The organism is Citrobacter sp. Ce129 (assembly GCF_030334545.1).
In the GTDB taxonomy this organism is placed as follows: domain Bacteria; phylum Pseudomonadota; class Gammaproteobacteria; order Enterobacterales; family Enterobacteriaceae; genus Citrobacter; species Citrobacter europaeus.
On sequence record NZ_JAOWDS010000067.1, the window covers coordinates 1 to 20251 of the forward strand.

The 20251-nt window shown below is 45.5% G+C and carries 31 protein-coding genes and 2 pseudogenes; 25 read left to right on the forward strand and 8 right to left on the reverse strand.

What is annotated here, in order from left to right:
• From OGV77_RS17250 to OGV77_RS17260, 3 genes are all read right to left on the reverse strand, one after another.
• Positions 1-643: phage-associated endonuclease (locus tag OGV77_RS17250; RefSeq protein WP_502873700.1), on the reverse strand; the 643-nt coding region annotated here is incomplete at its 3' end.
• Positions 644-976: 333 nt separating this feature from the next.
• Positions 977-1162, reverse strand: a complete 186-nt coding sequence (locus OGV77_RS17255) for a hypothetical protein (protein ID WP_286502892.1) — start codon at positions 1160-1162, stop codon at positions 977-979.
• Positions 1155-1349 (reverse strand): hypothetical protein, encoded by a 195-nt coding sequence (locus OGV77_RS17260; RefSeq protein WP_286502893.1) that lies wholly within the window; start codon positions 1347-1349, stop codon positions 1155-1157. The genes OGV77_RS17255 and OGV77_RS17260 overlap by 8 nt, the downstream gene beginning before the upstream one ends.
• Before the next feature lie 331 nt (positions 1350-1680).
• On the opposite strand from OGV77_RS17260, the gene OGV77_RS17265 reads away from it, so the two are divergent.
• Entirely contained in the window at positions 1681-2151 is a 471-nt protein-coding gene (locus tag OGV77_RS17265) for a hypothetical protein (protein ID WP_286502894.1), read from the forward strand.
• A 224-nt stretch (positions 2152-2375) separates the two neighbouring features.
• On the opposite strand, the gene OGV77_RS17270 is transcribed toward OGV77_RS17265, so the two are convergent.
• The gene (locus OGV77_RS17270) at positions 2376-2780 is read right to left on the reverse strand and encodes a helix-turn-helix domain-containing protein (protein WP_087052714.1); all 405 of its coding nucleotides are present in this window, start codon (positions 2778-2780) and stop codon (positions 2376-2378) included.
• A 74-nt stretch (positions 2781-2854) separates the two neighbouring features.
• On the opposite strand from OGV77_RS17270, the gene OGV77_RS17275 reads away from it, so the two are divergent.
• The 7 genes from OGV77_RS17275 (at position 2855) to OGV77_RS17305 (ending at position 6225) form a co-directional block, all read left to right on the forward strand.
• Entirely contained in the window at positions 2855-3079 is a 225-nt protein-coding gene (locus tag OGV77_RS17275; RefSeq protein WP_087052715.1) for a Cro/CI family transcriptional regulator, read from the forward strand.
• On the forward strand, positions 3066-3542 hold the full coding sequence (locus OGV77_RS17280) for a toxin YdaT family protein (RefSeq protein WP_286502895.1): 477 nt from the start codon (positions 3066-3068) through the stop codon (positions 3540-3542). The genes OGV77_RS17275 and OGV77_RS17280 overlap by 14 nt, the downstream gene beginning before the upstream one ends.
• Before the next feature lie 12 nt (positions 3543-3554).
• A complete protein-coding gene (locus tag OGV77_RS17285; RefSeq protein ID WP_016152708.1) occupies positions 3555-3797 on the forward strand; it encodes a DUF4222 domain-containing protein in 243 nt (80 codons plus the stop codon).
• Positions 3794-4801, forward strand: a complete 1008-nt coding sequence (locus OGV77_RS17290; protein ID WP_502873701.1) for a phage replication protein O — start codon at positions 3794-3796, stop codon at positions 4799-4801. Before OGV77_RS17285 ends, OGV77_RS17290 begins: the two co-directional genes overlap by 4 nt.
• Positions 4802-4822: 21 nt before the next feature.
• Complete coding sequence (locus tag OGV77_RS17295) at positions 4823-5485, forward strand: DUF1627 domain-containing protein (protein WP_286502897.1); 663 nt, start codon at positions 4823-4825, stop codon at positions 5483-5485.
• A complete protein-coding gene (locus tag OGV77_RS17300; protein WP_286502898.1) occupies positions 5482-5706 on the forward strand; it encodes a hypothetical protein in 225 nt (74 codons plus the stop codon). The genes OGV77_RS17295 and OGV77_RS17300 overlap by 4 nt, the downstream gene beginning before the upstream one ends.
• Before the next feature lie 240 nt (positions 5707-5946).
• Positions 5947-6225, forward strand: a complete 279-nt coding sequence (locus OGV77_RS17305) for a hypothetical protein (RefSeq protein WP_286502918.1) — start codon at positions 5947-5949, stop codon at positions 6223-6225.
• Here OGV77_RS17305 and OGV77_RS17310 read toward each other — a convergent pair whose 3' ends face one another.
• Positions 6226-7050, reverse strand: a complete 825-nt coding sequence (locus OGV77_RS17310; RefSeq protein ID WP_286502899.1) for a hypothetical protein — start codon at positions 7048-7050, stop codon at positions 6226-6228. It abuts the gene before it with no gap.
• Positions 7051-7487: 437 nt separating this feature from the next.
• Between OGV77_RS17310 and OGV77_RS24895 the strand changes: the two genes are divergently transcribed.
• Together OGV77_RS24895 and OGV77_RS17320 are read left to right on the forward strand one after the other, a co-directional pair.
• Positions 7488-7619: a DNA polymerase III subunit theta gene (locus OGV77_RS24895; RefSeq protein ID WP_502873702.1), complete on the forward strand. Its 132-nt coding sequence runs from the start codon at positions 7488-7490 to the stop codon at positions 7617-7619.
• A 129-nt stretch (positions 7620-7748) separates the two neighbouring features.
• Positions 7749-8252, forward strand: coding sequence for a hypothetical protein (locus OGV77_RS17320; protein WP_286502900.1), 504 nt, complete (start codon positions 7749-7751; stop codon positions 8250-8252).
• 160 nt (positions 8253-8412) lie between these two features.
• Here OGV77_RS17320 and OGV77_RS17325 read toward each other — a convergent pair whose 3' ends face one another.
• On the reverse strand, positions 8413-8709 hold the full coding sequence (locus tag OGV77_RS17325; protein WP_286502901.1) for a hypothetical protein: 297 nt from the start codon (positions 8707-8709) through the stop codon (positions 8413-8415).
• A gap of 156 nt (positions 8710-8865) precedes the next feature.
• Here OGV77_RS17325 and OGV77_RS17330 point away from each other — a divergent pair, with 156 nt between their 5' ends.
• The 8 genes from OGV77_RS17330 (at position 8866) to OGV77_RS17365 (ending at position 14536) form a co-directional block, all read left to right on the forward strand.
• A complete protein-coding gene (locus OGV77_RS17330; RefSeq protein ID WP_286502902.1) occupies positions 8866-9102 on the forward strand; it encodes a DinI-like family protein in 237 nt (78 codons plus the stop codon).
• 132 nt (positions 9103-9234) lie between these two features.
• Positions 9235-9414 carry a hypothetical protein gene (locus OGV77_RS17335; protein WP_286502903.1) on the forward strand — a complete coding sequence of 60 codons (180 nt, stop codon included), beginning with the start codon at positions 9235-9237 and terminating at the stop codon, positions 9412-9414.
• 148 nt (positions 9415-9562) lie between these two features.
• A complete protein-coding gene (locus tag OGV77_RS17340) occupies positions 9563-9865 on the forward strand; it encodes a Ref family recombination enhancement nuclease (RefSeq protein WP_095715881.1) in 303 nt (100 codons plus the stop codon).
• Entirely contained in the window at positions 9862-11373 is a 1512-nt protein-coding gene (locus OGV77_RS17345; RefSeq protein ID WP_502873703.1) for a DNA cytosine methyltransferase, read from the forward strand. Before OGV77_RS17340 ends, OGV77_RS17345 begins: the two co-directional genes overlap by 4 nt.
• Positions 11366-11725 carry a RusA family crossover junction endodeoxyribonuclease gene (locus tag OGV77_RS17350; protein WP_286502904.1) on the forward strand — a complete coding sequence of 120 codons (360 nt, stop codon included), beginning with the start codon at positions 11366-11368 and terminating at the stop codon, positions 11723-11725. The genes OGV77_RS17345 and OGV77_RS17350 overlap by 8 nt, the downstream gene beginning before the upstream one ends.
• A complete protein-coding gene (locus OGV77_RS17355) occupies positions 11722-12336 on the forward strand; it encodes a hypothetical protein (RefSeq protein ID WP_286502905.1) in 615 nt (204 codons plus the stop codon). The genes OGV77_RS17350 and OGV77_RS17355 overlap by 4 nt, the downstream gene beginning before the upstream one ends.
• Positions 12337-13238: 902 nt before the next feature.
• Positions 13239-13427 carry a hypothetical protein gene (locus OGV77_RS17360; protein ID WP_286502906.1) on the forward strand — a complete coding sequence of 63 codons (189 nt, stop codon included), beginning with the start codon at positions 13239-13241 and terminating at the stop codon, positions 13425-13427.
• A gap of 299 nt (positions 13428-13726) precedes the next feature.
• Positions 13727-14536: a class I SAM-dependent methyltransferase gene (locus OGV77_RS17365; protein WP_286502907.1), complete on the forward strand. Its 810-nt coding sequence runs from the start codon at positions 13727-13729 to the stop codon at positions 14534-14536.
• Between the two features lie 585 nt (positions 14537-15121).
• On the opposite strand, the gene OGV77_RS17370 is transcribed toward OGV77_RS17365, so the two are convergent.
• On the reverse strand, positions 15122-16207 hold the full coding sequence (locus OGV77_RS17370; protein WP_286502908.1) for an FUSC family protein: 1086 nt from the start codon (positions 16205-16207) through the stop codon (positions 15122-15124).
• A gap of 1133 nt (positions 16208-17340) precedes the next feature.
• On the opposite strand from OGV77_RS17370, the gene OGV77_RS17375 reads away from it, so the two are divergent.
• From OGV77_RS17375 to OGV77_RS24900, 4 genes and pseudogenes are all read left to right on the forward strand, one after another.
• Positions 17341-17619, forward strand: a complete 279-nt coding sequence (locus OGV77_RS17375; protein WP_149281603.1) for a phage holin — start codon at positions 17341-17343, stop codon at positions 17617-17619.
• Positions 17591-18139 carry a lysozyme gene (locus OGV77_RS17380; protein WP_286502909.1) on the forward strand — a complete coding sequence of 183 codons (549 nt, stop codon included), beginning with the start codon at positions 17591-17593 and terminating at the stop codon, positions 18137-18139. Before OGV77_RS17375 ends, OGV77_RS17380 begins: the two co-directional genes overlap by 29 nt.
• Complete coding sequence (locus OGV77_RS17385) at positions 18136-18651, forward strand: DUF2514 domain-containing protein (protein WP_286502910.1); 516 nt, start codon at positions 18136-18138, stop codon at positions 18649-18651. The genes OGV77_RS17380 and OGV77_RS17385 overlap by 4 nt, the downstream gene beginning before the upstream one ends.
• Positions 18648-18876 (forward strand): annotated as a pseudogene (locus tag OGV77_RS24900) (hypothetical protein). Before OGV77_RS17385 ends, OGV77_RS24900 begins: the two are co-directional and overlap by 4 nt.
• A gap of 75 nt (positions 18877-18951) precedes the next feature.
• Here the strand turns inward: OGV77_RS24900 and OGV77_RS17390 are convergent.
• Positions 18952-19125, reverse strand: a complete 174-nt coding sequence (locus OGV77_RS17390; protein ID WP_218116983.1) for a YnfU family zinc-binding protein — start codon at positions 19123-19125, stop codon at positions 18952-18954.
• Positions 19126-19266: 141 nt separating this feature from the next.
• Here OGV77_RS17390 and OGV77_RS17395 point away from each other — a divergent pair, with 141 nt between their 5' ends.
• The 3 genes and pseudogenes from OGV77_RS17395 (at position 19267) to cspG (ending at position 20248) form a co-directional block, all read left to right on the forward strand.
• Positions 19267-19464, forward strand: coding sequence for a hypothetical protein (locus OGV77_RS17395; protein ID WP_123267754.1), 198 nt, complete (start codon positions 19267-19269; stop codon positions 19462-19464).
• 28 nt (positions 19465-19492) lie between these two features.
• Positions 19493-19657, forward strand: a pseudogene (locus tag OGV77_RS17400) (DUF2514 family protein); the annotation flags it as partial.
• Positions 19658-20035: 378 nt separating this feature from the next.
• Complete coding sequence (cspG, locus tag OGV77_RS17405; RefSeq protein ID WP_000066494.1) at positions 20036-20248, forward strand: cold shock protein CspG; 213 nt, start codon at positions 20036-20038, stop codon at positions 20246-20248.
• Positions 20249-20251 lie beyond the last annotated feature (3 nt).

Sequence of the window (20251 nt, forward strand, 5' to 3'; positions counted from 1 at the left end):
CCCATTGGGTAAACAGGTTTTTATAGTCTGGCCATTTAGCATTGTCGCGCGCCTTCTGACGCACCCAGGCCAGGCATTCGGTCTGTTTTTCAGGAAGCATGGCAAGAATGCGGGGTTCTTTGGCAAGACCCTCTGCCTGTTCACGTAAAGGGCTAAATTCATCATCATTCAGCATGTCGATTAACTGGCCATACTGAGAAGGGGTGATTTCATCAATGGCACCAAACACCGCAAGGCAGTATGCGCGGGCCAGCACATCCAGCTCTTTCACTGGTTTCATTTTGTCTTCTGTCGAGTCAGCATTAAGTTGTTCATTTCCGCCAGCAAGCTCTGGCCCAACGATGATGCGCTCTGGTTCGCCTTTCTCAGCATTCCAGATAATGTCACCGGTGAAGAGGTCGGTATAGAACTGCCCTTCAACAGTGCAGAACATTCCTTCCTCTACTTCCCATACCTTGGGAGCAAAATAATCATCAGCATAATCTGGCGCGAACTGTATAAAATCCGCATGCAGTAATGTTTTTGCTATTGTTTTATTCTTGGCTTGTTTAAAAGCAACATAAACCGGAAGCGTACTATCTTTTTCAAGCGCACTTTTTTTCGGTTCGAATCTCCCACCAAACTTTTTTAATCCAGTTGTCATATTAGCCTCAATAATGTTTATGTGAATGGCTCGCATTGCTTCTGCTTAAATTACAGCGCCGTGGTTCATGAATTTTTTTGTAGGAGATAGCATGCTCAAGGCTACAGAAATAAGCAGTCACTACTCTCTTATTCATTCTTTTTGTTGATTTATACATGGAGTCAACAGAACTCCATTTTTTGCAATATGGACAGCACTCAAGTGTCACTTACCCTCCCTGCATGGCTGATTATGACAAGGCCATCATTGATGGATGTAGTTAGCCCTGCCAGTTAAGGCATAAATAAAAACTCTCTTAATTGCTTAAAGTTATCGAAGGGGGTAAATAAAAGTTCAGCGTAAAAATTCGCTAATATTAACCCTCTGGTCGTTAACTATTTTTGACATTACTTTGATGAAGCACATATCCAGCACCGCCTCATCTTTGTATTTTTGAACACCGGTTATATCAGCCACAGCTTTTTTATATTCAGCTTCAGTTGTACGCTGGGCAATATCGTCGCTGGTAAATTTAACCATGGGTACGCACCATCCTGAGCAGAGATTCAGTGTGATCGAGAGTAGCTTTCTGTTGTTCGTACAGTGCTTCGAGCTCAGCTGTAAGGCGGTCGCGAAAAGCAGGAGCTCTTAATTGGTAAATAAAATTATTAACTGAGCTTTCCAAATCAGGATCCCCGCCCGGTATAACTGGCTGTGAATTTTTCATAAACCCTCCGGTAAAAAAGGTGCCCATCGTGGGGGATGGGCAAAGACCACGCGGCACACACAGCAATTAATCACATCTGCAAGCGCACTCCGCCTCTTTCAAACCTGTCACCCATAACTGGTAAGTGAAGGAGTGCGCTTGCACGTTGTTCCCTGAAAAAGCTGGCGGTGACCGGATACATACGGGAAAACACCGGGCCGCCAGAACAGGGTTCTACTTGTTATTGCTTTAGCCTGCTTTTAACCACATCAGGCGTGGTGGATCCTGCTATTCCCCAACAACAAGGATTCGGTTAATCTGGATATCCCCAACAATAATATGAGTATTCAAAGTGATCGCTGAACTATCGGCTGCTATGGCCGCGATAAAGGAGACTGCTGGTCTCGCTAAAGTCATCAATGATGCGAAAACGGATGCTGAAGTTAAAGCGGCAACTATCGAACTCCAGAGCAAACTAATTACGCTTCAGGCAGAATGTTTTTCGCTTGGCGACGCGATCCGCTTGCGTGATGAAGAAGCAGTACTTCTCAAAGCAAAAATTGCAGAGTACGAAGACTTTAAAAGCCAGACTGAAGGTTATGTTCTTAGCAAGCTTGACTCTGGTTCTTTGGTGTATTCGAAAAAGCAGATTGTGGGTGATACTGAAATAATTGTGCATCTTTGCCCACATTGTTTTGCTACTAAGAAAATATCGATACTGCAGCCATTGCAGGTGAGTATGTATGCGAGTTTTAATCAAAGCAGATGTCCTTCCTGTAAGAATGTATTTGATACAGATTCAGCTCCAATGGTCAGCTATTAACGTTAAAGATATCCAGATTGTTAAAGAGCTAAGCGTCCAGTAGGGCGCTTTTTTGTTTCTGGCCCTGTATCGCCAGGGTAAGCGGAACATTTTGATTCTGAGTAATCACTGCGTGTGGTTACTTGATGACATGAGATTAACTAAAGGTAATTTAAATGGCAAGATCAAAAATAACAAAAGTTAAGTTGCGAGGTGTAAAAAAACGCAAGCCATTGACTGACTTGCTATTTTTTATTTGTTTGGGATTTTCTAACTTTTAGAAGTTCTTCAAAGAGGCGGTTAAAATTTTCAACTCTTGCTTCTAACTCATTGAGATAGGACTCTTTTTCTGATTCAGGAAGAGAATCAAACAAATCTAAAAGACGTTGCTGCCGTTCATCTAACGCCGTAGGAAGTGACTCCACTGGGGTGGGGATTTGTTCTTCATCACCGAAAAGTAACCAGGTCGGAGAACAGCGCAGCGCAGTACTTAATGCAAAGAGACTTTTCCCCTTTGGCTCAGTTTGGCCGCTTTCCCATTTGAATACGCTAACGCTGGACTTCTTAACCAGATCAGCAAGCTGCTGCTGCGTTAGTCCAAGCTCTTTGCGCCGGGCGGCAATGCGATCACTCAAAGTTTCAATTTTCATAAGCCTAATATAAGTTAACTTGACATAACTTTTGTTAGTATTTATTTTGCTAACATTAGTTATGCGGAGGACGCATGTTCACAGAGACAGTGATTAAGTTTTTTGGCTCCAAAGCTGCCGTTGCGCGAGCGCTTGGCATTTCTCAAGTCGCGGTCACTCGATGGGGGAGCGCCATTCCTGAAAAGCGAGCAGTTAGGTTAGAGCGTCTAACAGGTGGAGTTCTGAAATATGACCCGTTGTTTTATGAAAACCAGGATAAAGCAAAGAAAGGGAGAAAATTGAACGATGAAAATCAATGAGATCAAATTGCTGGCCCTCGAGCTGGAAGAGTGGGCGATGAAGGATGGCAGGAAAGGGGGCTGGAAAAAGATAGTCCCGCTGATTACAGCGCATCACTACGGTGATTTGCTGGACAGCTTGGCGGATATTGTCGACCCGTCAGAGTATGCGCGTCGCCTGCATAACAATACGCAGATCATCCAGCGGGCATTTCGAAATGACACGCCAAACTATCGTGGTCAGGCAGCTGCGCTGGCTCCAGCAATCAGAGCTGCGATGGATGCAGAGCTGGCTGGTCAGCATGACTTACATAACCTGGTGGCCATTGCGAACCGCGAGTGCATAGAGGCGACCAGCGCGGTGCTGACTGGTAAGCCAGTGCAGGTAATCCGCAAAGAAACGGCAGAGGCAATTCAGGCGCTGGCCGATCTCATTCCCGGCGTCAGTATCCAGTTTAAACATATCAGCACGCACGCGGTGTAACAGGAGACTCCCATGCTTGCCCAGGAATTAGTAGACCGCATGAAAAAAGCGATGAAGCACAGAGTACCGGCGGAGACAGTCGATCGCAGCGCTGAACTGATTCCGGGGATGAAATACCGCAACGAACGCGGACGCATGGTGACGGTAATGAGAGTTTCCCATCTTCGGGTTATGTACCGATACGAAGGCTATCAGGACATCTGCGAGACAGGTCGGAGAGAGTTTGAACTCAAGTTCAGGAAGGTGCAGTCATGACAGAGTGCACAGCAGGTACGGAGTTTTGTGTGAGTAGAATTTTTGAGATTGTCCAGTCGATGTCCGGTCAGGGGAACAGCATCACGATCCCTTGTCCCTACCTGGATTTTTTCGCCGGTGACCGCCAGCAGCATTTACTCGCGGCGATCCTGAATCAACTGGTGTTCTGGTCAGGTAAATCCCACCTCGAAAATGGCTGGTTTTACAAAGAGCATGCGGTAATTGCTGCGGAAGTTCGTGCGTCCAGCGAGGACGTGATTCGCAAGGCAATGAGCAAAATAATCAGCCAGTATTTGCCCGGTGTTATCGAAGAGAAGAAACGCAAGGTAAATGGCACACCTAAGATGCATTATCGCATCAATGAAGAGGCATTAATTGCCCTGATATTCCCGCCAGTGCTGGATTCGGCTCTTAAGCCGAATGGAAATGGCTCTCAAGCCGAATGGAAACGGCCTAAGAGCCGAATGGAAACGGCCCAAGAGCCGAATGGAAATGGCTCTCAAGCCGAATCTATTCTTTATACAGATCTTAAAAATACAGATCTAAAAGATAAAAAGACTTCTTGTCCGGGAACTGCGTCCCCGGAAGCTGATTTATCCACAGGCGAAGAAAAAAAATCATCTTCTGAACAGCCAAAGGGCAAATGGGGAACACCTGAAGATCTCCAGTGCGCTGAATGGATTTTTTCCCGAATCAAAACACTCTACGAAAAAGCCGCTGAGACGGACGGTGAAGTTACGCGCCCAAAAGACCCTAACTGGAATGCCTGGGCAAACGAAATACGCCTGATGCGCTGCATAGACGGGCGTACTCATCGCCAGATTTGCGATTTATTCAAACGCGTACAACGCGACCCGTTCTGGTGTCGCAATGTCCTGAGCCCGTCAAAGCTGCGGGAAAAATGGGATGAATTGATTATCCGACTTGGCGGTAGCACGCAACAACGGGATGTTAACGCCATTTCAGTCCTGGACAACATCATCCCTGAAGGTTTCAGGGGCTAAAAAATTAACCTGGAGAATTATATGGAAACCATTTTAGATGTACTGAAAGCGATGGAAAAAGCGACTGCCAGTGAAATTGCGGCACGTATGAAAATTGAGCCTGCGGCGGTGATCGGGATGCTGCGTGAGCATGAAGAACGTAACGAGGTTATTCAGGTTAACGGGTACTGGAAAGTTGCTACCGGGGAAGTTAAATCACAGCCCACGGCGGCCAGTTCTGTCAGCAAAACACCGGCAAGTGTATCAGTCAGCGACGTCATCGCATTACTGGCGGAACATGGACCACAGACATCCCTTGAGCTGGCAACACTGGCAGGTATTGAATCTAAACGTGTGGCGCCAATGCTGACCCATCACATGACAAAAGGGCGGATCATCCGCGAAAAAGTGGGCAGTAAGTTTGTTTATTCGGTGCCGGCCATTGCGTCAGTGAAACACAAAAGCTCTGCTCCACGGAAACCGGAGACATCAACTCCACCAGTACCAGAAAAATCTGTCACTGAAATTGTTGAGGAAATCCCCGCTTTCGTCAGCCGTCCTGATGATCTGCTGATCCCTACGATACGCGGTATTTCAAGTGAAATTCGCCGCACGAAAGCGAAGCTGGCCAACCTGGAAAAACTTCGTGAAGCCGTTCGCAGCATTCGCAAACATGGCGCGCTGATGCAGGAGCTGGTGCAATGAAACAAAGCGAATTACCACGCTGTCCGGAGTGCGGGAACATGCCTGAATACGCGCTGAAGCTCAATCATATGGGTTGGGTATGGGGCGGATTGAAATGCCCGTATGACCATTATCGTGTGAGTTTGAACGGTCCAGTCGGCAACCGCGCACAGGCAGAAAAAAGCTGGCGCCACAGTGGGTTGAACTTGTCGAAAAAGTTGCCGCCGCTGGTATTGGTGTGAAGGGGGGAGTGAGATGGCTATTGCTGAGCGAATCGCTATTAGTCCATCTGGCGATACCTACGAAATTCATTTAGGCGCTAACCGTATCACTACCGGACTGACGGAAGGGCTAATTTAATGAAAGAGGGAATGAATCACGCTTACCCATGCAGGGTAACGAGTGAGACGATTAAATATGCTCTGGCAGCAATTGTCGATTTACAGCAGAAATTAACCGACACTGGCATTGAGGACTAACCCATGACAACTAACAACCACCCGGCGAACGGTCCTGTATCACTCGATCGCCTGCACCAGATACGCGAAATACTCAGCAAAGCATCAGCACAAAGTGATGGCGGTAATCTCGGTTACGCAATGGCTGATGCTGTGAAGGTGATTGATGGGGTGATTGCAGTGTTTGATGCTGACGTCTATGTACTGACTTATGCCGAACCTGTTACCAAAAAACTGTTTAACTATGGGCATCAACAAAGCCAGCAGGGTAAGGCGATCACAGAGCACGACCCGTATGTATAATCACAATTTGGGATTTTTGGGGCTAGGAGCGAAATTGGGGTTATCGTTATTTTCTTTGTCAAAGATGAAAGTATTTTTATATGCCTGTCCATTTAATACATTTGTAGCGATTTCCCCAATCTGCAATCCCTTGAGTTCATTAAATCCACCAGACAAGGGGGGGGATACTGTAGTGCGGATTGTGTTCTTATAACCATCACATTCAATTTTCAAAGAATCATATTCATTTTTTAATAAGCTATAGCTTTTTGATACTCTACCCAAGTCGTTTCTTGTTGTTTCTAACGTTGAAGATAGTTGGTCTATTTTTAATTTATACTCATGTAGTAAATTATCTTTTTCGTTGAGTTCTGCTGTCAGTATTCCCATTCTGTCTTTTGACTCGGCAATATGTTCCTTCATGGCTTGAATGTCTTTTTCAGCTCCAGTTTTAATCTTTTCGTAAGTCACATCATGCTTGGCCTGAAGACGTTGCAGACGCGTAGCTCGATGAATAAGTTTCGCCTTACGACGGTTTTCTATGGAATCACTGTTATCCAGAGGCTTAGCTTGCCAAACAGAAATAAGGTTGTTTGCCCACGGCAATATACCGCAGATAACAATTACTGATACACATGGGTAGCCGATTACTGTTTTCCAGGTGCTGTTTTCAGAAATGTATGCGATTTTATCGATTACCTTTGTGTCACTTAGAAGAAGATAAAGAATTGACTTCCAGTTGAAAGCGCACCAAGACAAGACGAACGCACCAATTGCTGGGTTTCTAACACGTTGCGCAGCAGTGCTGACGGTAGAAGAAAATAGTTCTTTGAATGATTCAAGCATACCCGATCCCTTTTTTATTTTGTCTGATTCTACCTTTAAGGTTGTCGGCGGTCACCTGGGAAAAAAATGTCCACCGAAGTGGGCGATTGGAAGCAATGAGGCTGCCTATCTTGGCTGGTTGTCACTGCGTTTACAGCATGAAGTCATTGTAACGGCGCCCTGCTGTAAAAAGGGCGGTGGTCAGAAAGGGAAAACTGCCGAAGCAATCTTGCTGGAACTACGGTGGCCACGAGTCTAAGCCGTCATTTTGTTGTGGCATGGAAAAGGTTTTACTGTTTTGTCGAGACTGCGTGGGGAGGCGTCCGGGAGTAGCCAGGACTGGCTTAACAAGCAAGTTTCTGCGGAATTTGTGGGATTAGCCTCTGGGAGATACACAGCAAGTTCGAACCATAGCCACCACAATAATATATGATACCCTTCATTCCGGATTGGTTATTATGTCACAGTGGAACATTGCATCCAAACCAAAAGACGAGCAGGACAAAGTGAACATCGACCTTGCGCTTTGCGTGGTGTTCAAGGAGCACCTAAACATGTCGGTTATCGCTGAGCAGGTAGCACCTGAGTAGCCTGAGTATCTGCGGGATTATTTTTTGAGAGGCTGACGTTTTATCGGGAAGTGTCACCAGTTTTACCAAAACAATCTGATCCGCGATATGTTGAGATGACAAAACTTAACTTGAAGAAGTAAGAATTAAATGAACTTAACAAAAATATCTAAGACTGACGAAGAGCGTGGCTGGTCATTTGACAATGCTAAGGTAAGAACAGACCTGTTTCATCTTCTGTCTATTTTTTTAGCAGAAAAGCAACTTGCAGAAGAATTAACCGGTACTGATGATCCATTGTGGATATTGGCATCTCTTGGGGAACCTGAAACCACTCGTTTGTTAATCTCTACAGCTATAGTTGGTCGTGTTCTTGATGACAAACGATGCCGGGACGAGCATAGAGATGACCTAATGGTTGGAAAGTTGTTCATGAATGATGCTGTTAGTGATTTAAGCATGAGAGAGGCTTTTAACAAAATAATTCATGCTGTTGAATTCTCGCTATTTATGGCAGAGCCGAACGAAAGAGGCTTTTGCTACTTGGCTCCAAGTATCGAAGTTTCTGGGGTGTTAGGGCGAAATCAATGGAGTGCCGAGATTAACATCATCGAATACGTCAGACAGTTTCAAAGGATATTTTTGTCAGACTGACTAATTATCGGGGGTAGAAATACGCGAAAGACAAGCAGGTTGCGCGATACGGTAACGCGGTTCTGTCACAGTTTGCGAGGCACTGGTGCGGGCGAACCTACCGGAGATGCGTCACAGAAAATCCATTGCAACCTAATATATAATCATTTCAGTAACATGATTATGTTTTTATGCTAGCTGAGAATATGCAGTAAAGTCCGATGTGATTGATCAAAGGAGTGTTATGAGCGTTGGAAATGCAGAACCAAAGAACCCGGATGCGGCGGATTACAAAATTTTTGCGCGTCTTGATGCTGGAGAATCTCTGGATAGCATAATCGCTAACCCGCCGACGACTAAGTACGGAAGGATTACCTGCGAGAGCAATATCAGGCAGGAGTATGGTTTTTGGAAGCGATGGCGAAAAAAGACCCGGTGAAGTAAAGCAACCCGCCTCGGCGGGTTTTTTCTTGCCCATTTTGCTTTACCTTTCTTAATAAATATGTTCTGAATACTCTGAAAAACTTAGCAAATACAACGGCATGGCTTTGGCGAAAAGTGCTATTAACCACTTGAATATTAGGTGTAATAGGTATACTGTATGAATATACAGTGCATTGGTGTAGAGGGAATTATGAAGATAGAACTTACCATCAACAAATCAAAAGACCTGCCGAGTGGCGTCATACCCGCACTTGAGAAAGAGTTGCTAAAACGACTTCAGAATCAATATGAAAATTGTTCTCTGGTTATCCGCAGAGCTGGCGGCGATAGCCTGACTGTTTTCGGTGGCGATAAGGGCGATAAAACGAAGGTGGAGGAAATCCTGCAGGAAACATGGGAAAGCGCCGACGACTGGTTTTTCAACTGATCGCACCTGGATGGTGGCTGATGCCGCCATTTGTTACACCTGATTGCTAAAATTCTCGTTGCGCACCGCGCTACTGCTTAGAAGCAATTTCCGTTGTCTTAACGGTGTGGATATCACCGCAAGGGGCATCTCATGCAAATTCCGGATGATTTAATTCCCGGACTGCCGGAGCATACTGGCCCGGTTCTGATTTATGTCGTAAAGGGCAGGGCAGAAAGGGGATTCGCGCTGCGCAAAGATGAATTTGTGACGTCTTTGCGAGCTCTGGAAGAAGCAAGAAAGAAAGCTGGCCTTCCTGTTTCAGATGCCTGATAAGTTGGGTTATACTCAAACACGGGTCTGAACAGCCTGCTGAGTAACACTGCGCCAACCGGGAAAACGCGATGGCGCATAAAACTGAATTACCCCATTCACACCATTTCTTCGTGAGCGGTGTCTTTGTTCATGCTGGTGGTGCAGCATGAGCAGAACAAAAAATAAATCTGAAAAACTCCACCTTTCCCGAGTAGCCGGGCTGGGCTGTATTGTCTGCAAAAACCTGAAGCAGGGTGAAACTCCAGCAGAAATACATCACATCCGAACTGGTCAGGGAGTTGGCCAGCGCGCTGACAATTTCGAAGTTATTCCTCTTTGCCCAATCCATCACCGCCAGGGCGGATACGGCATAGCCATTCATGCTGGCCGCCAGTCCTGGGAAAACAATTTCGGTACTGAAACAGAGTTGCTGGTGCAGGTTCTCTACGAACTGGGGGAATCAGCGTGAGTATTACTTATGGTTCAGTATGTAGTGGAATTGAGGCAGCAAGTATAGCGTGGGAGGTTTTGGGCTGGCGACCGTCATGGTTCTCTCAGTTCGATCCTGAACACAATTATAAAAACGGTCCAGATTTCCCATCTGCTGTTCTGGCGTATCGCTGGCCGCACGTAACAAACCTCGGTGATATGACAAAAATCGCCGCAGCAATACGGCGCGGAGAAATCCATGCACCAGATGTTCTGGTAGGTGGCACACCGTGCCAGGCATTCAGCATCGCTGGTCTTCGTAATGGTCTGACTGATTCCCGCGGTCAATTAACTCTCGCCTTTGTAGAACTGGTAAACGCAATAGATGAAAAACGAAGAGAACAGGGAAAACCTCCCGTCATTGTCGTCTGGGAAAACGTACCCGGAGTATTCAGCAGCAGAGATAACGCTTTCGGATGTTTTCTTGCAGGGCTTGCCGGTGAAAGCTGTGAACTGGAATCACCAGGGAAAAAATGGACAAACGCTGGTTATGTGCTGGGACCAGAAAGGTCTGTCTGCTGGCGAGTGCTCGACGCTCAATTTTTCGGAGTGGCCCAACGACGTCGCCGTGTGTTTGTTATCGCAAGCGCTCGAGGGGATATCGATCCCGCAAAAATACTTTTTGAGTCCGAAGGCTTGCGCCGGAATACTCCGCCGCGCAGAGGTGAGGGGCAAGAAGTTGCCGGAACTCTTAAAGCTCGCGCTAATTCAGGTGGCTGGTCACAAGATGTAGATATGGCCGCTGGTGGTTATATGCAGGTTGTTGGTGCGCTTACAGCTCATTCATTTATTGGTGGTGCAGGTGGCAAGCCTGAATCCGCAGCTGTTGGGCATTACATTCCAGCAGCTGCGTATCGCATGCGCTCATTTTGTGAATATGTGGATGATGGAACTGCATCCACAGTAAAAGCGCGGGACCATAAAGACGCAACCGATCTTACTGTTACCTATTCAGATACCAGCAGGACATTGCTGGCCAAACCAAATGACAGCATGACTGAAGATTTGGATACCTATGCTATTCACGGCACACAAGACCCAGACACAAACTTTAATTTTGCTCACACCCTTGGACGAAATCACGGACAGGAAAATGCTGTTGCTTATGCCTTCAAAGCTGGACAGGGCGCAAAAGCCGGGGGTATTGGATGGGCAGAAGAGCAATCCCCAACTCTGACCGCCGCCAGTAGCGGATCGAATTTATCCCCTTCAGTAATGAAAAACATGGCCGTTCGTCGCCTGACACCAGTTGAGTGCGAGCGTCTGCAGGGCTTCCCCGATAACCACACTTTAATCCCCCGTGATAAGCGTAAGCAGATCACTGCTGATGAATATGCTTACGTGCGCCATCACAACCCAAAAATAACTGCAGAAGAAGCCTACCGACTGGCGAAAGATGGTCCGCGCTACAAAGCGATCGGCAACAGTATGGCTGTACCGGTTATGTGCTGGCTCGGTAAAAGAATCAAGGAGGCTCTTAATGCCTGAATATCCAATTACACCCGTCGGTAAGCCCAGAATGACGCGCGCTGACAAATGGAAAAAGCGCCCAGAGGTTCTGCGTTACCGGGCTTTCTGTGATGAAGTTCGTCTGCAGGGTATTGAGTTACCGGAAAGTGGCTCGCATGTCACCTTCATCCTTCCGATGCCAGCGAGCTGGAGCAAAAAGAAACGGGCTGATTTCAACGGTAAACCACACCAGATAAAACCTGATTTCGACAACATGATGAAAGTCCTGATGGACGCTATTTACGAAAATGATGCTCATATATGGGATGCATGGGTATCAAAATTATGGGGTGAAACAGGGAGAATTATTATTGAGGAGCTAAAAGCATGACGCCACGCCAACGAAGACTACAGCAGTCAGCATTTGAAAAAGCAGCAGCTGCGCCGCGTAAAAGCTGGCTGGGTAAATGTATTCTCCTGACGGGGATTCAGTCCGGATGGATTAAATCCCTGCTCACTACATGGGGCGAAGGTGTAGGAGGAAATACTGCACCCCGCATGCCGCGGGGCCATGCGTGCTGGAATGTGCTTAAGGGACGGAACTGGTCAGATAAAGCACTCGAACGATTCACCGTTGCGTTAAATCAGGCTAGAGAGGAGGGATTCCGTGGACAGCAGGCAATGAACAGGGCGCACAGTATTCTCTGGCCGCAGTCACCTGCCAGTGTAATTGATGAAGCTCTGCATAATGATGATGTCGATTTTGTTGAACAATGCGTATTGCAGGCGCTGGATATTAACGATCCGGTTTATGTTGTTGGTCTTCAGTATTACACCACCCGAAAAAAAATCTCAGACATAACCCGGGAGCTGCAGGCGATTGCGCCATGGTTAACCGACGGGGAGGCGAGAAAGCGTGTGCGATGGTGCCTGGAAATATTCAGAGCAAAAACATTCCTTGCGGTTCGTAACCAGATGAGAGCTGGGTTAGAGGATGGTTAGTCATACCAAAAGAGGAGCTGACCGGGAGACTAATGAGTCTGTAATTCGAAACAAAAACCCCGGTCAGTAGCTGGGGTAACTGGCTATTACTGACGATTCTGTTTAAACCGCTCATAAATCTTAATACAGATAATAGCAACGGAGTAGAAGGGCCACATAATGGATGTTATCACCGTATCAGCCAGGTCAAATTCGAGGCCGTGTAATCTATCCCCACGAACTAACAAAGCAAACATTACGATGAAGCCCGCGATATATATGGCCAAATAGTGATAAAGGCTCATGATAATTCCATTTATTAGGTTTGGCCCTGAGTCTACGTGCGATAACCACACAATTAAAATTGGTATTGCAGATCGATTTTCATTTATCGATCGTTCAAAGCGATCGTTTTGTAACGAATAGCTCATTTGTTGAGTGATATTTGTACAAAATGTCAGTGAGAATTAGTTATAAGTGCTTTATGACGTAAAAACGTTTGAAAACGGGCCAACAAAGTGAATAATTAATTCATGCTTGGCAGAGCTGCGCCACGATGGCAGCGACGAAAAGCGAACAATTTGAACATAACGAGAACCCCGCCGACGCGGGGTTTTTGCTTTCCGGCGATACGACAGGGGTATTCGCGAGGTGCATAGCACCAGTACCCCTGTCATATCGTCGATCCGCAATGGCCCACAAGATAACCAGGCCTCTCAACCAAGCGTGGCTATTTTTTTTCGCTCATTCTGAGAGGACTCACAGCAATAAGGTGAGTAAAATGCCTTTTGTAGTTTTGAATGTAATGCTCTAAAAGCTGATGCCACAAAGTTGCTGCTTAATTCAACATGTAGAATTTCTAACGCCAACTGCAAAGTTGAAGGCATATACTGCTTTGTAACTAGGGCGGGATGGACACGCATATGAAAGAGGGCTATTACTGGATTCAGCATGTTGGCATTGTACAGGTGGCGTACTACACGAATGACACTGTTGATGATCTGGATACGGGTAAAACAATCACAGGTGTCTGGCATCTGACCAGAGGCGATGACATTTGCCATAACGGTGAAGCAGAGGTGTTAGAAGGTCCTCTCTCTCCGCCAATGTAAACAACTTAACTCACTTCGAGGCTGCCAACTGGCGGCCTTTTTTATTCCCCTCATTCCTGAGAGGACTCACAGCAATTAAGAGAGGGGTTAAATGTCCGATCCGATTTTCGGTACTGGGCTGGCTGGTGGTGTCCTGACGGGGGGCAGTGCTTATGGGATGCAATGAATCGCGAAACCCAGGGTACTTGTAGAAAGTGCTGTAGTGTGTTAATGGTGATGACTTAAAAAACAACTAAATCAAAGATCAAAGAACCCAAACAGCAGATTATTATGGACTTTCCCCTGGGAGGTAGTTGGTTATGGAAAACAATGAAAGCGTCTACGACTTCTATGAGAGTAACTTCGACGAGGCAAACCGCTTCAAAGTAAATCAGCTGGAGTTTATCCGCTCTCAGGAGATTATTAAGCGATTTTTAACGCCTTCCCCTATGCTTATCGCTGATATCGCCGGCGCAAATGGTTTTTATTCATTCTGGCTGGCAGAGAAAGGGCATCATGTACATCTGTTGGACCTTTCCAGCAAACATATTGAGCAGGCCAGACAGCGCGGACAACAAAGTGCTTTCAAGTTGCAATCGTACACCTGCGGCGATGCGCGAAAACTACCATGGGATGGTAACACTTTTGATATGGTGATGCTTATGGGGGCTCTGTATCACCTGCAGGAAAGCGTTGACAGGATGCAATGCATTGAGGAATGCCTTCGTGTTCTGAAACCCGGCGGCGTAGCTATTTTTACATATATATCGAGGTCAGCATCGCTGGTGGATGGATATAAATACCAGTTTATAAATGACCCGGTGTTTCAACGTATAGTGGAAACCGATCTGCTGACGGGAAACCATGAAAACCCTTATGACACCCCAAATTATTTCACTACTTCTTTTTTTCATACCCCGTCATTAATTATGCAAGAGCTTCAGCAAACAGGGTTTCAGGATATCAGACTGTTCGCTGTAGAGGGGTTTGCCAGCATCATTGACACGGATGAGATAATGCAGGTGGAGGACAAAAAGGCCCTTTTGCTGAAGTATCTACGCTTAACTGAGGAATTTCCTGAATTGCAGGGTATTTCGTCGCATCTGCTGGCTGTCGCAAGAAAAGCCTAAGTCCGTTAGAATCGCCAATATTAATCACATTCACTTTGAGGCCTCCATTCGGAGGCCTTTATCATTCAGGCTCACAGGAATCATCCGCTACGTGCTGTTTGATAAATTCAGCCCGTGAAGCCTGCCACTTTCAGAATAATAGTGCTATTTGTTTGCAGGCTTTTCTCATTATTTCTAAAGTTATAGAGTATCCAGTAAAAGCTCTTGTTTTGAAGTGGTTGTGATGAGTCCTCCCCAAGCGGATGGGTGAAACTGACAGTAAACAGTGCCAGTGAATGACATGCTTAGCGCTTACGGGGCATGGTTTGTCAGCCAAAGGACCACCGGGAGATACCCGACACCACAACTGAACTTAAACCAGTCATACTGTTATCATCGTGGTGGAGAGATAGCGTTATGAAAATGCCTTTCAGAAATACCGTGATCGGGCTCAGCCTATCGATAGGCATTGCACTAATTATTGTTTCCCTGGTTGTTGTTCTGAATGGCATTGGATTATGGTAACCCGGACTCTTAGCGTTCTGGATACCGACATTTTTCGGTGCCTTTCATTTTCGGGCTGACGTTACATAATTAACAATAAAATCATTTATTTTCTGTCAGAGCTTTCGTTATCAAGGTTGATAGTGCTTCAAGCTGGATTGCAAGCTGGATACTTAACCAGACATATCCATGAACGGCACTTTCCATTACCTCATCACTTTCATTTGCGAGTAAAAGGCAATGCAACTCTTGTGTGATTTCATTAAGACGTTCGCTGTTTGATGCTATTGGAGACGGGTTACCTTCATGCAGTGCATGAGCCAGCGTACTGAGAGTGTTGCGAGTCATTTGTTCCATGTCGGAAAGTGTATGCGAGTTCAATATCAGAAACCGGCTACCGCGCGATGCCCAGTGGGCATTAATCTGAAATTTTTGGGCTGCTATCATATCTCGGGTTATTGACTGAATATCCTCGAGCAGACTCTTTGCAATATTTGTTTCCTTATTCACTGGTGTAATCAGACCGCGCATTTTGACGACATTAGTTAACGCACGTGTTTGAAGCCCGGTCATTCTGGGCTGATTCAGAACGTTTCGTGAGACCCCGGCTGAAGTAATTTTTAAGTAATCAGCAAGAAAGTCAGCAAGTTGGATACGCCAGTTAATGAATGCTCTTTGGGGATAAATACTGGTAAACAGCATAGCCAGAATACATCCCAAAATAATATTGGTGCTTCGCCATAATGCTGTCTGTAAGTCCCCGGCAGGAGCACTGCTGACTACGGCAAGCGTTATCCCAACAAGTAATGCAGCATACGGGCGTTTACTCATGGCCAGATAGCCGCAAAGGAAAGCAGCGCATCCACACCAGAGCATCATCAGAGTAAGAGAGTACATTTCAATGTGTAATGCAATGATCCCCAGAATCGCACCACCTACAGTTCCTGCCATTCGCTCAAGTGCTCTGGGGATAACGTTACCCATGTAGCTTACAGGTCCCATGACGACTACGAGTGTAATCAGGGGCCACGAGTGGTCTGGCAAATTCAACATTCTTATCAATAAGAACGTAATAACGAACGCTACAGCAATTCGTATCCCATGCACTATACGGTAGTTGCGGTAGATCTTTAGTTCTAATGGACTTATCGGTTTGTTCCGTTTAACGGAAAAAATGTTCTTTTTCATTGTTTAAAGTCTTTAACTAAGAGCAAACGATAAAGAATATTCAGGTATACACTGAAAAAAACAGCTAGTCTTACTTTTTTAAATTATAAAACCGCTGCGTGCTATTCAGGCTTACTGTTGTTAATTAGTTGCTAATTGAGTGATTAAGATGGGAGCATTCTGTAATACTCATTCTATCTTTGGGATTATCATTATGAGTATAAGTGCAGAGAACAGATTGAATGATAATCTGACATAAATTTAACTTGTTGACTTTAATCATTATTAAATTGTTGTGTGGTTTCCAGAAAATGGTTAGCATGATTCAGATGAAGTACCTTCTTCGGTCAGGTAAATCTGCTTTAATGGTGTCTCTGGACGATTTCAAATCGGTAACAGTATCTGGGTAAAATGCAGGATGAGCAAATACAAAATAGCAGCTCTGATGACTACAGCATCAACGGTCGCACTGTTCTGGACAGTGGCATTAATCTTTGGGAAGCTTCATTCTTTGGGTCTGTAGTCGAAATTGATTTAAAGTTTATAAAACATAACATTACACAGGCAGTTATGAAACGAGGGAGTATTAACATTAGAATGTCTGATATTCTTATCGCTGTATGTTTTTTATGAGCTAAGGTTTGAGCCAAAGCTCATTATATAAAATAAAGTTATATCAGAAAAAGGTATGCAACTAAACGATGCGTATCATCGAAATGCAACTGTATAAAGAGAAAGTGCAATAGCCAGAAATATCCAGTATTGGGAATGATAATGGAAAAGTTTAAGCATTAATATCCTCCACAGAGTTGGTTGTTAATTAATGGCATATTTAAATGTCAACAACAAACAAAAAATCATGCTCACTGATTATTTAATTATTTCATAATATTTCAACCGGGATCTATAGCGGTGCAATTGCACCAGTGATGGGATTTTTGCATCATTATGGTGAGATTAATGGCAGATGTACTTTATGAACTGCTCAATCTACCGATACAGACGACAATTATCATTCGAGGCTGCCAAACGGCGGCCTCTTCTTTTTCAGGCTCACGGGTATCACTCACTACGTGCTTTGTTGATAAATCCAGCCCGTGAAGCCTGACCCTTTAATCACACACAACACCATCCGAAAAATCGGAGGTAGGGCTATGACCAGAATGAGCACCATTTACAGCAGACTTTCATATGGAACAGGAACCACGCTGACCGGCTGCGGTGTATCAGCGAAGGCATATGCCGAAACAGCTAAAACAGCAAAAGAGGTGTCCTGGATGTTGGCCGACAGAATTGCAGGGTTAAGCCTGAGTGACTGGGCAATTATTGTCGGTATCGCATGCACTGTTATCACTTGTGCAGTGAACTGGTATTACAGGAAAAAGGAAAGGGAGGACCGGCTTAATGGCCATGTCACCAAAGCTGAAGAATAAACTGAGCGCAGCGGTCGTTGGTTTGATTTTTGCGGGGGCTTCCGCGTCCGTAATTCTCGATCAGTTTCTGGATGAGAAAGAGGGTAACAGCCTGAAAGCATATCGCGACGGCGGCGGAATCTGGACTATTTGCCGTGGCGCTACAATGGTTGATGGTAAGCCAGTAGAGCAGGGTATGAAGGTATCTGCTGAGAAATGCGCCCGGGTGAACGCCATAGAACGCGACAAGGCGCTGGCGTGGGTTGAGCGAAATATCAAGGTACCACTGACCGAACCACAGAAAGCCGGGATCGCGTCCTTCTGCCCATATAACATCGGCCCCGGAAAATGTTTCCCATCTACGTTCTATAAGCGAATTAATGCGGGCGACCGTAGAGGTGCCTGTGAAGCGATCCGCTGGTGGATTAAAGACGGTGGCCGCGATTGCCGTCTGACCAAAGGCCAGAAAAACGGCTGCTACGGACAGGTTGAACGACGAGACCAGGAAAGCGCGCTGACGTGCTGGGGGATAGACAAGTGAACCTGCGCTATCAGTTCATTGTTATTTTGATGCTGGTGGCTGTCGCATTCATCGCCGGAAACGTATGGAGCAATCACGGCTGGGAAAAGAAGTGGGCTGACCGTGACAGCGCGGAATCATCGCAAACAGCGAACGCGCAGACCGCCGCCCGCATGATTGAGCAAGGGCGCATAATTGCCCGTGATGAGGCTGTAAAAGATGCACAAGCACAAGCCGCTAAATCTGCTGCCACTGCTGCTGGCCTGTCTGCCACTGTTAACCAGCTGCGTACCGAAGCAACAAAGCTTGCCACCCTCCTGGACGCCGCAAAGCATACCGCAAATCTTGCCACTGCCGTCAGAAGCAAAACAGCCGGAGCCGACGCCACAATGCTCGCCGACATGCTTGGACGCCTTGCAGAAGAAGCTCGATATTATGCTGAACGATCTGACGAACGCTACCGGGCAGGAATGACGTGTGAGCGCATTTACGACTCAGTGAGGCAGTCAAACAACAACATGGTTAGACGATGAACGCAGAAAACCTAAGTGAAGCGTATTACCTCAATAACGATATAAAAGAACTACAGCGTCAGAAAAGCATACTGGAAAGTGGTGCCGGACTTGGTGTGACAATCCAGTCTACCTCTCAGGATAACGCCTTTCTTGATACCATACGCTCGCATGCAGTGGCTGAACTTGATCGCCGTTGTGGAGAAGAAAAAATCCCTCTCCACTCTGGGTGTTACATTCTCTTAAATGAGAACAACAATAAAAGGTTATGTCTGCTTTGCCACATTCTGAGAGTATGGGGTTTATTTGGCATTCAATCAGTTACTTTATTGGTTTGCTTTCCGATGGAAGATAGATGTTTCCACAGAAGGGACAAATTAACGTTATATTGTTTTTTATTCTCGACAGACTGTGCATTGACTGGCGGGAGCAATGAGGACAAGTACTTTTCACATGGCGTAAAGTACGCATCTTGATATCTTTGAGTATCGACATGTTGATTGTCCTGGTGGGCGGTTAACAACCATACACCACATGTTGGCTAATAGCTTCTTTTATAACCGTTACGATGTAATTGTTAGCCATAATCAATCAAGCCTCGCAATAGCGGGGCTTTTTAACAACTGAGGAATGAGCATTACAGTAGTTCTTACAGCTAAGCAGATTGAAGACCTGTCGGCCTTCGCAAAAGAAGATGGCCAGCCACAATACACCATCACTACCGGAACAATCCCTGAGTTCGAAACGGATGATGGCGAGGTTATCCCTGAGTACACCGGGCTGATTGCCTATTCCGAGTCGCTAGAGCACAGCGTTCTACAGCTCGATAACTAACGAATCAACAAAACTTTCCATCCGCCATGACACCACAATGCTCGTAGACATGCCTGGAAGCCTGGCAGAAGAAGCTCGATACAATGCTGAGCGCGCTGATGAAAACTACCGGGCAGGAATGACATGTGAGCGGATTTATGAGTCCGTAAAAATACTAACAATGAATCGTAGAGAAAAAATAATAGATCTATAAATTAAGATGTTGACGGTTTTCGTGGATAAATTTGTAAATTTTTACTATGAAAGAAATACGACTCTTCCTTGAGTCAAAATCCCTGACAACTTAGGGTGATAGATAAAGGTCTTACGCAGCATGACATAATTTTCGATTTAAGCTATTTAAATTAATTTTTATGGTCAAAACCCACTGAGATTTACTTACAAAACTAAACCTTGCTATGTTTGGTTAATCATGCGTTAATGAATGTCTGGTTTGTAACGAATTTATCTGAAGCAGTCGCTGTAATAATTTTATTCCTTGTTCCTGTTGAGATTTCCTTGTTAGCTTTTCTCTCTGATAATTTTTTTCGGACCATTCTGCCCAAGGGCTTACTCAATAAAGGTAATGTTTATGTCTAATAAAATGACTGGTTTAGTTAAATGGTTTAATCCTGAAAAAGGTTTTGGTTTTATCACTCCAAAAGATGGCAGTAAAGATGTGTTTGTTCACTTCTCTGCTATCCAGAGTAATGATTTCAAGACGCTGAATGAGAATCAGGAAGTTGAATTTAGTGTTGAACAGGGACCTAAAGGCCCCACGGCAGTTAATGTCGTGGCTGTATAAGGT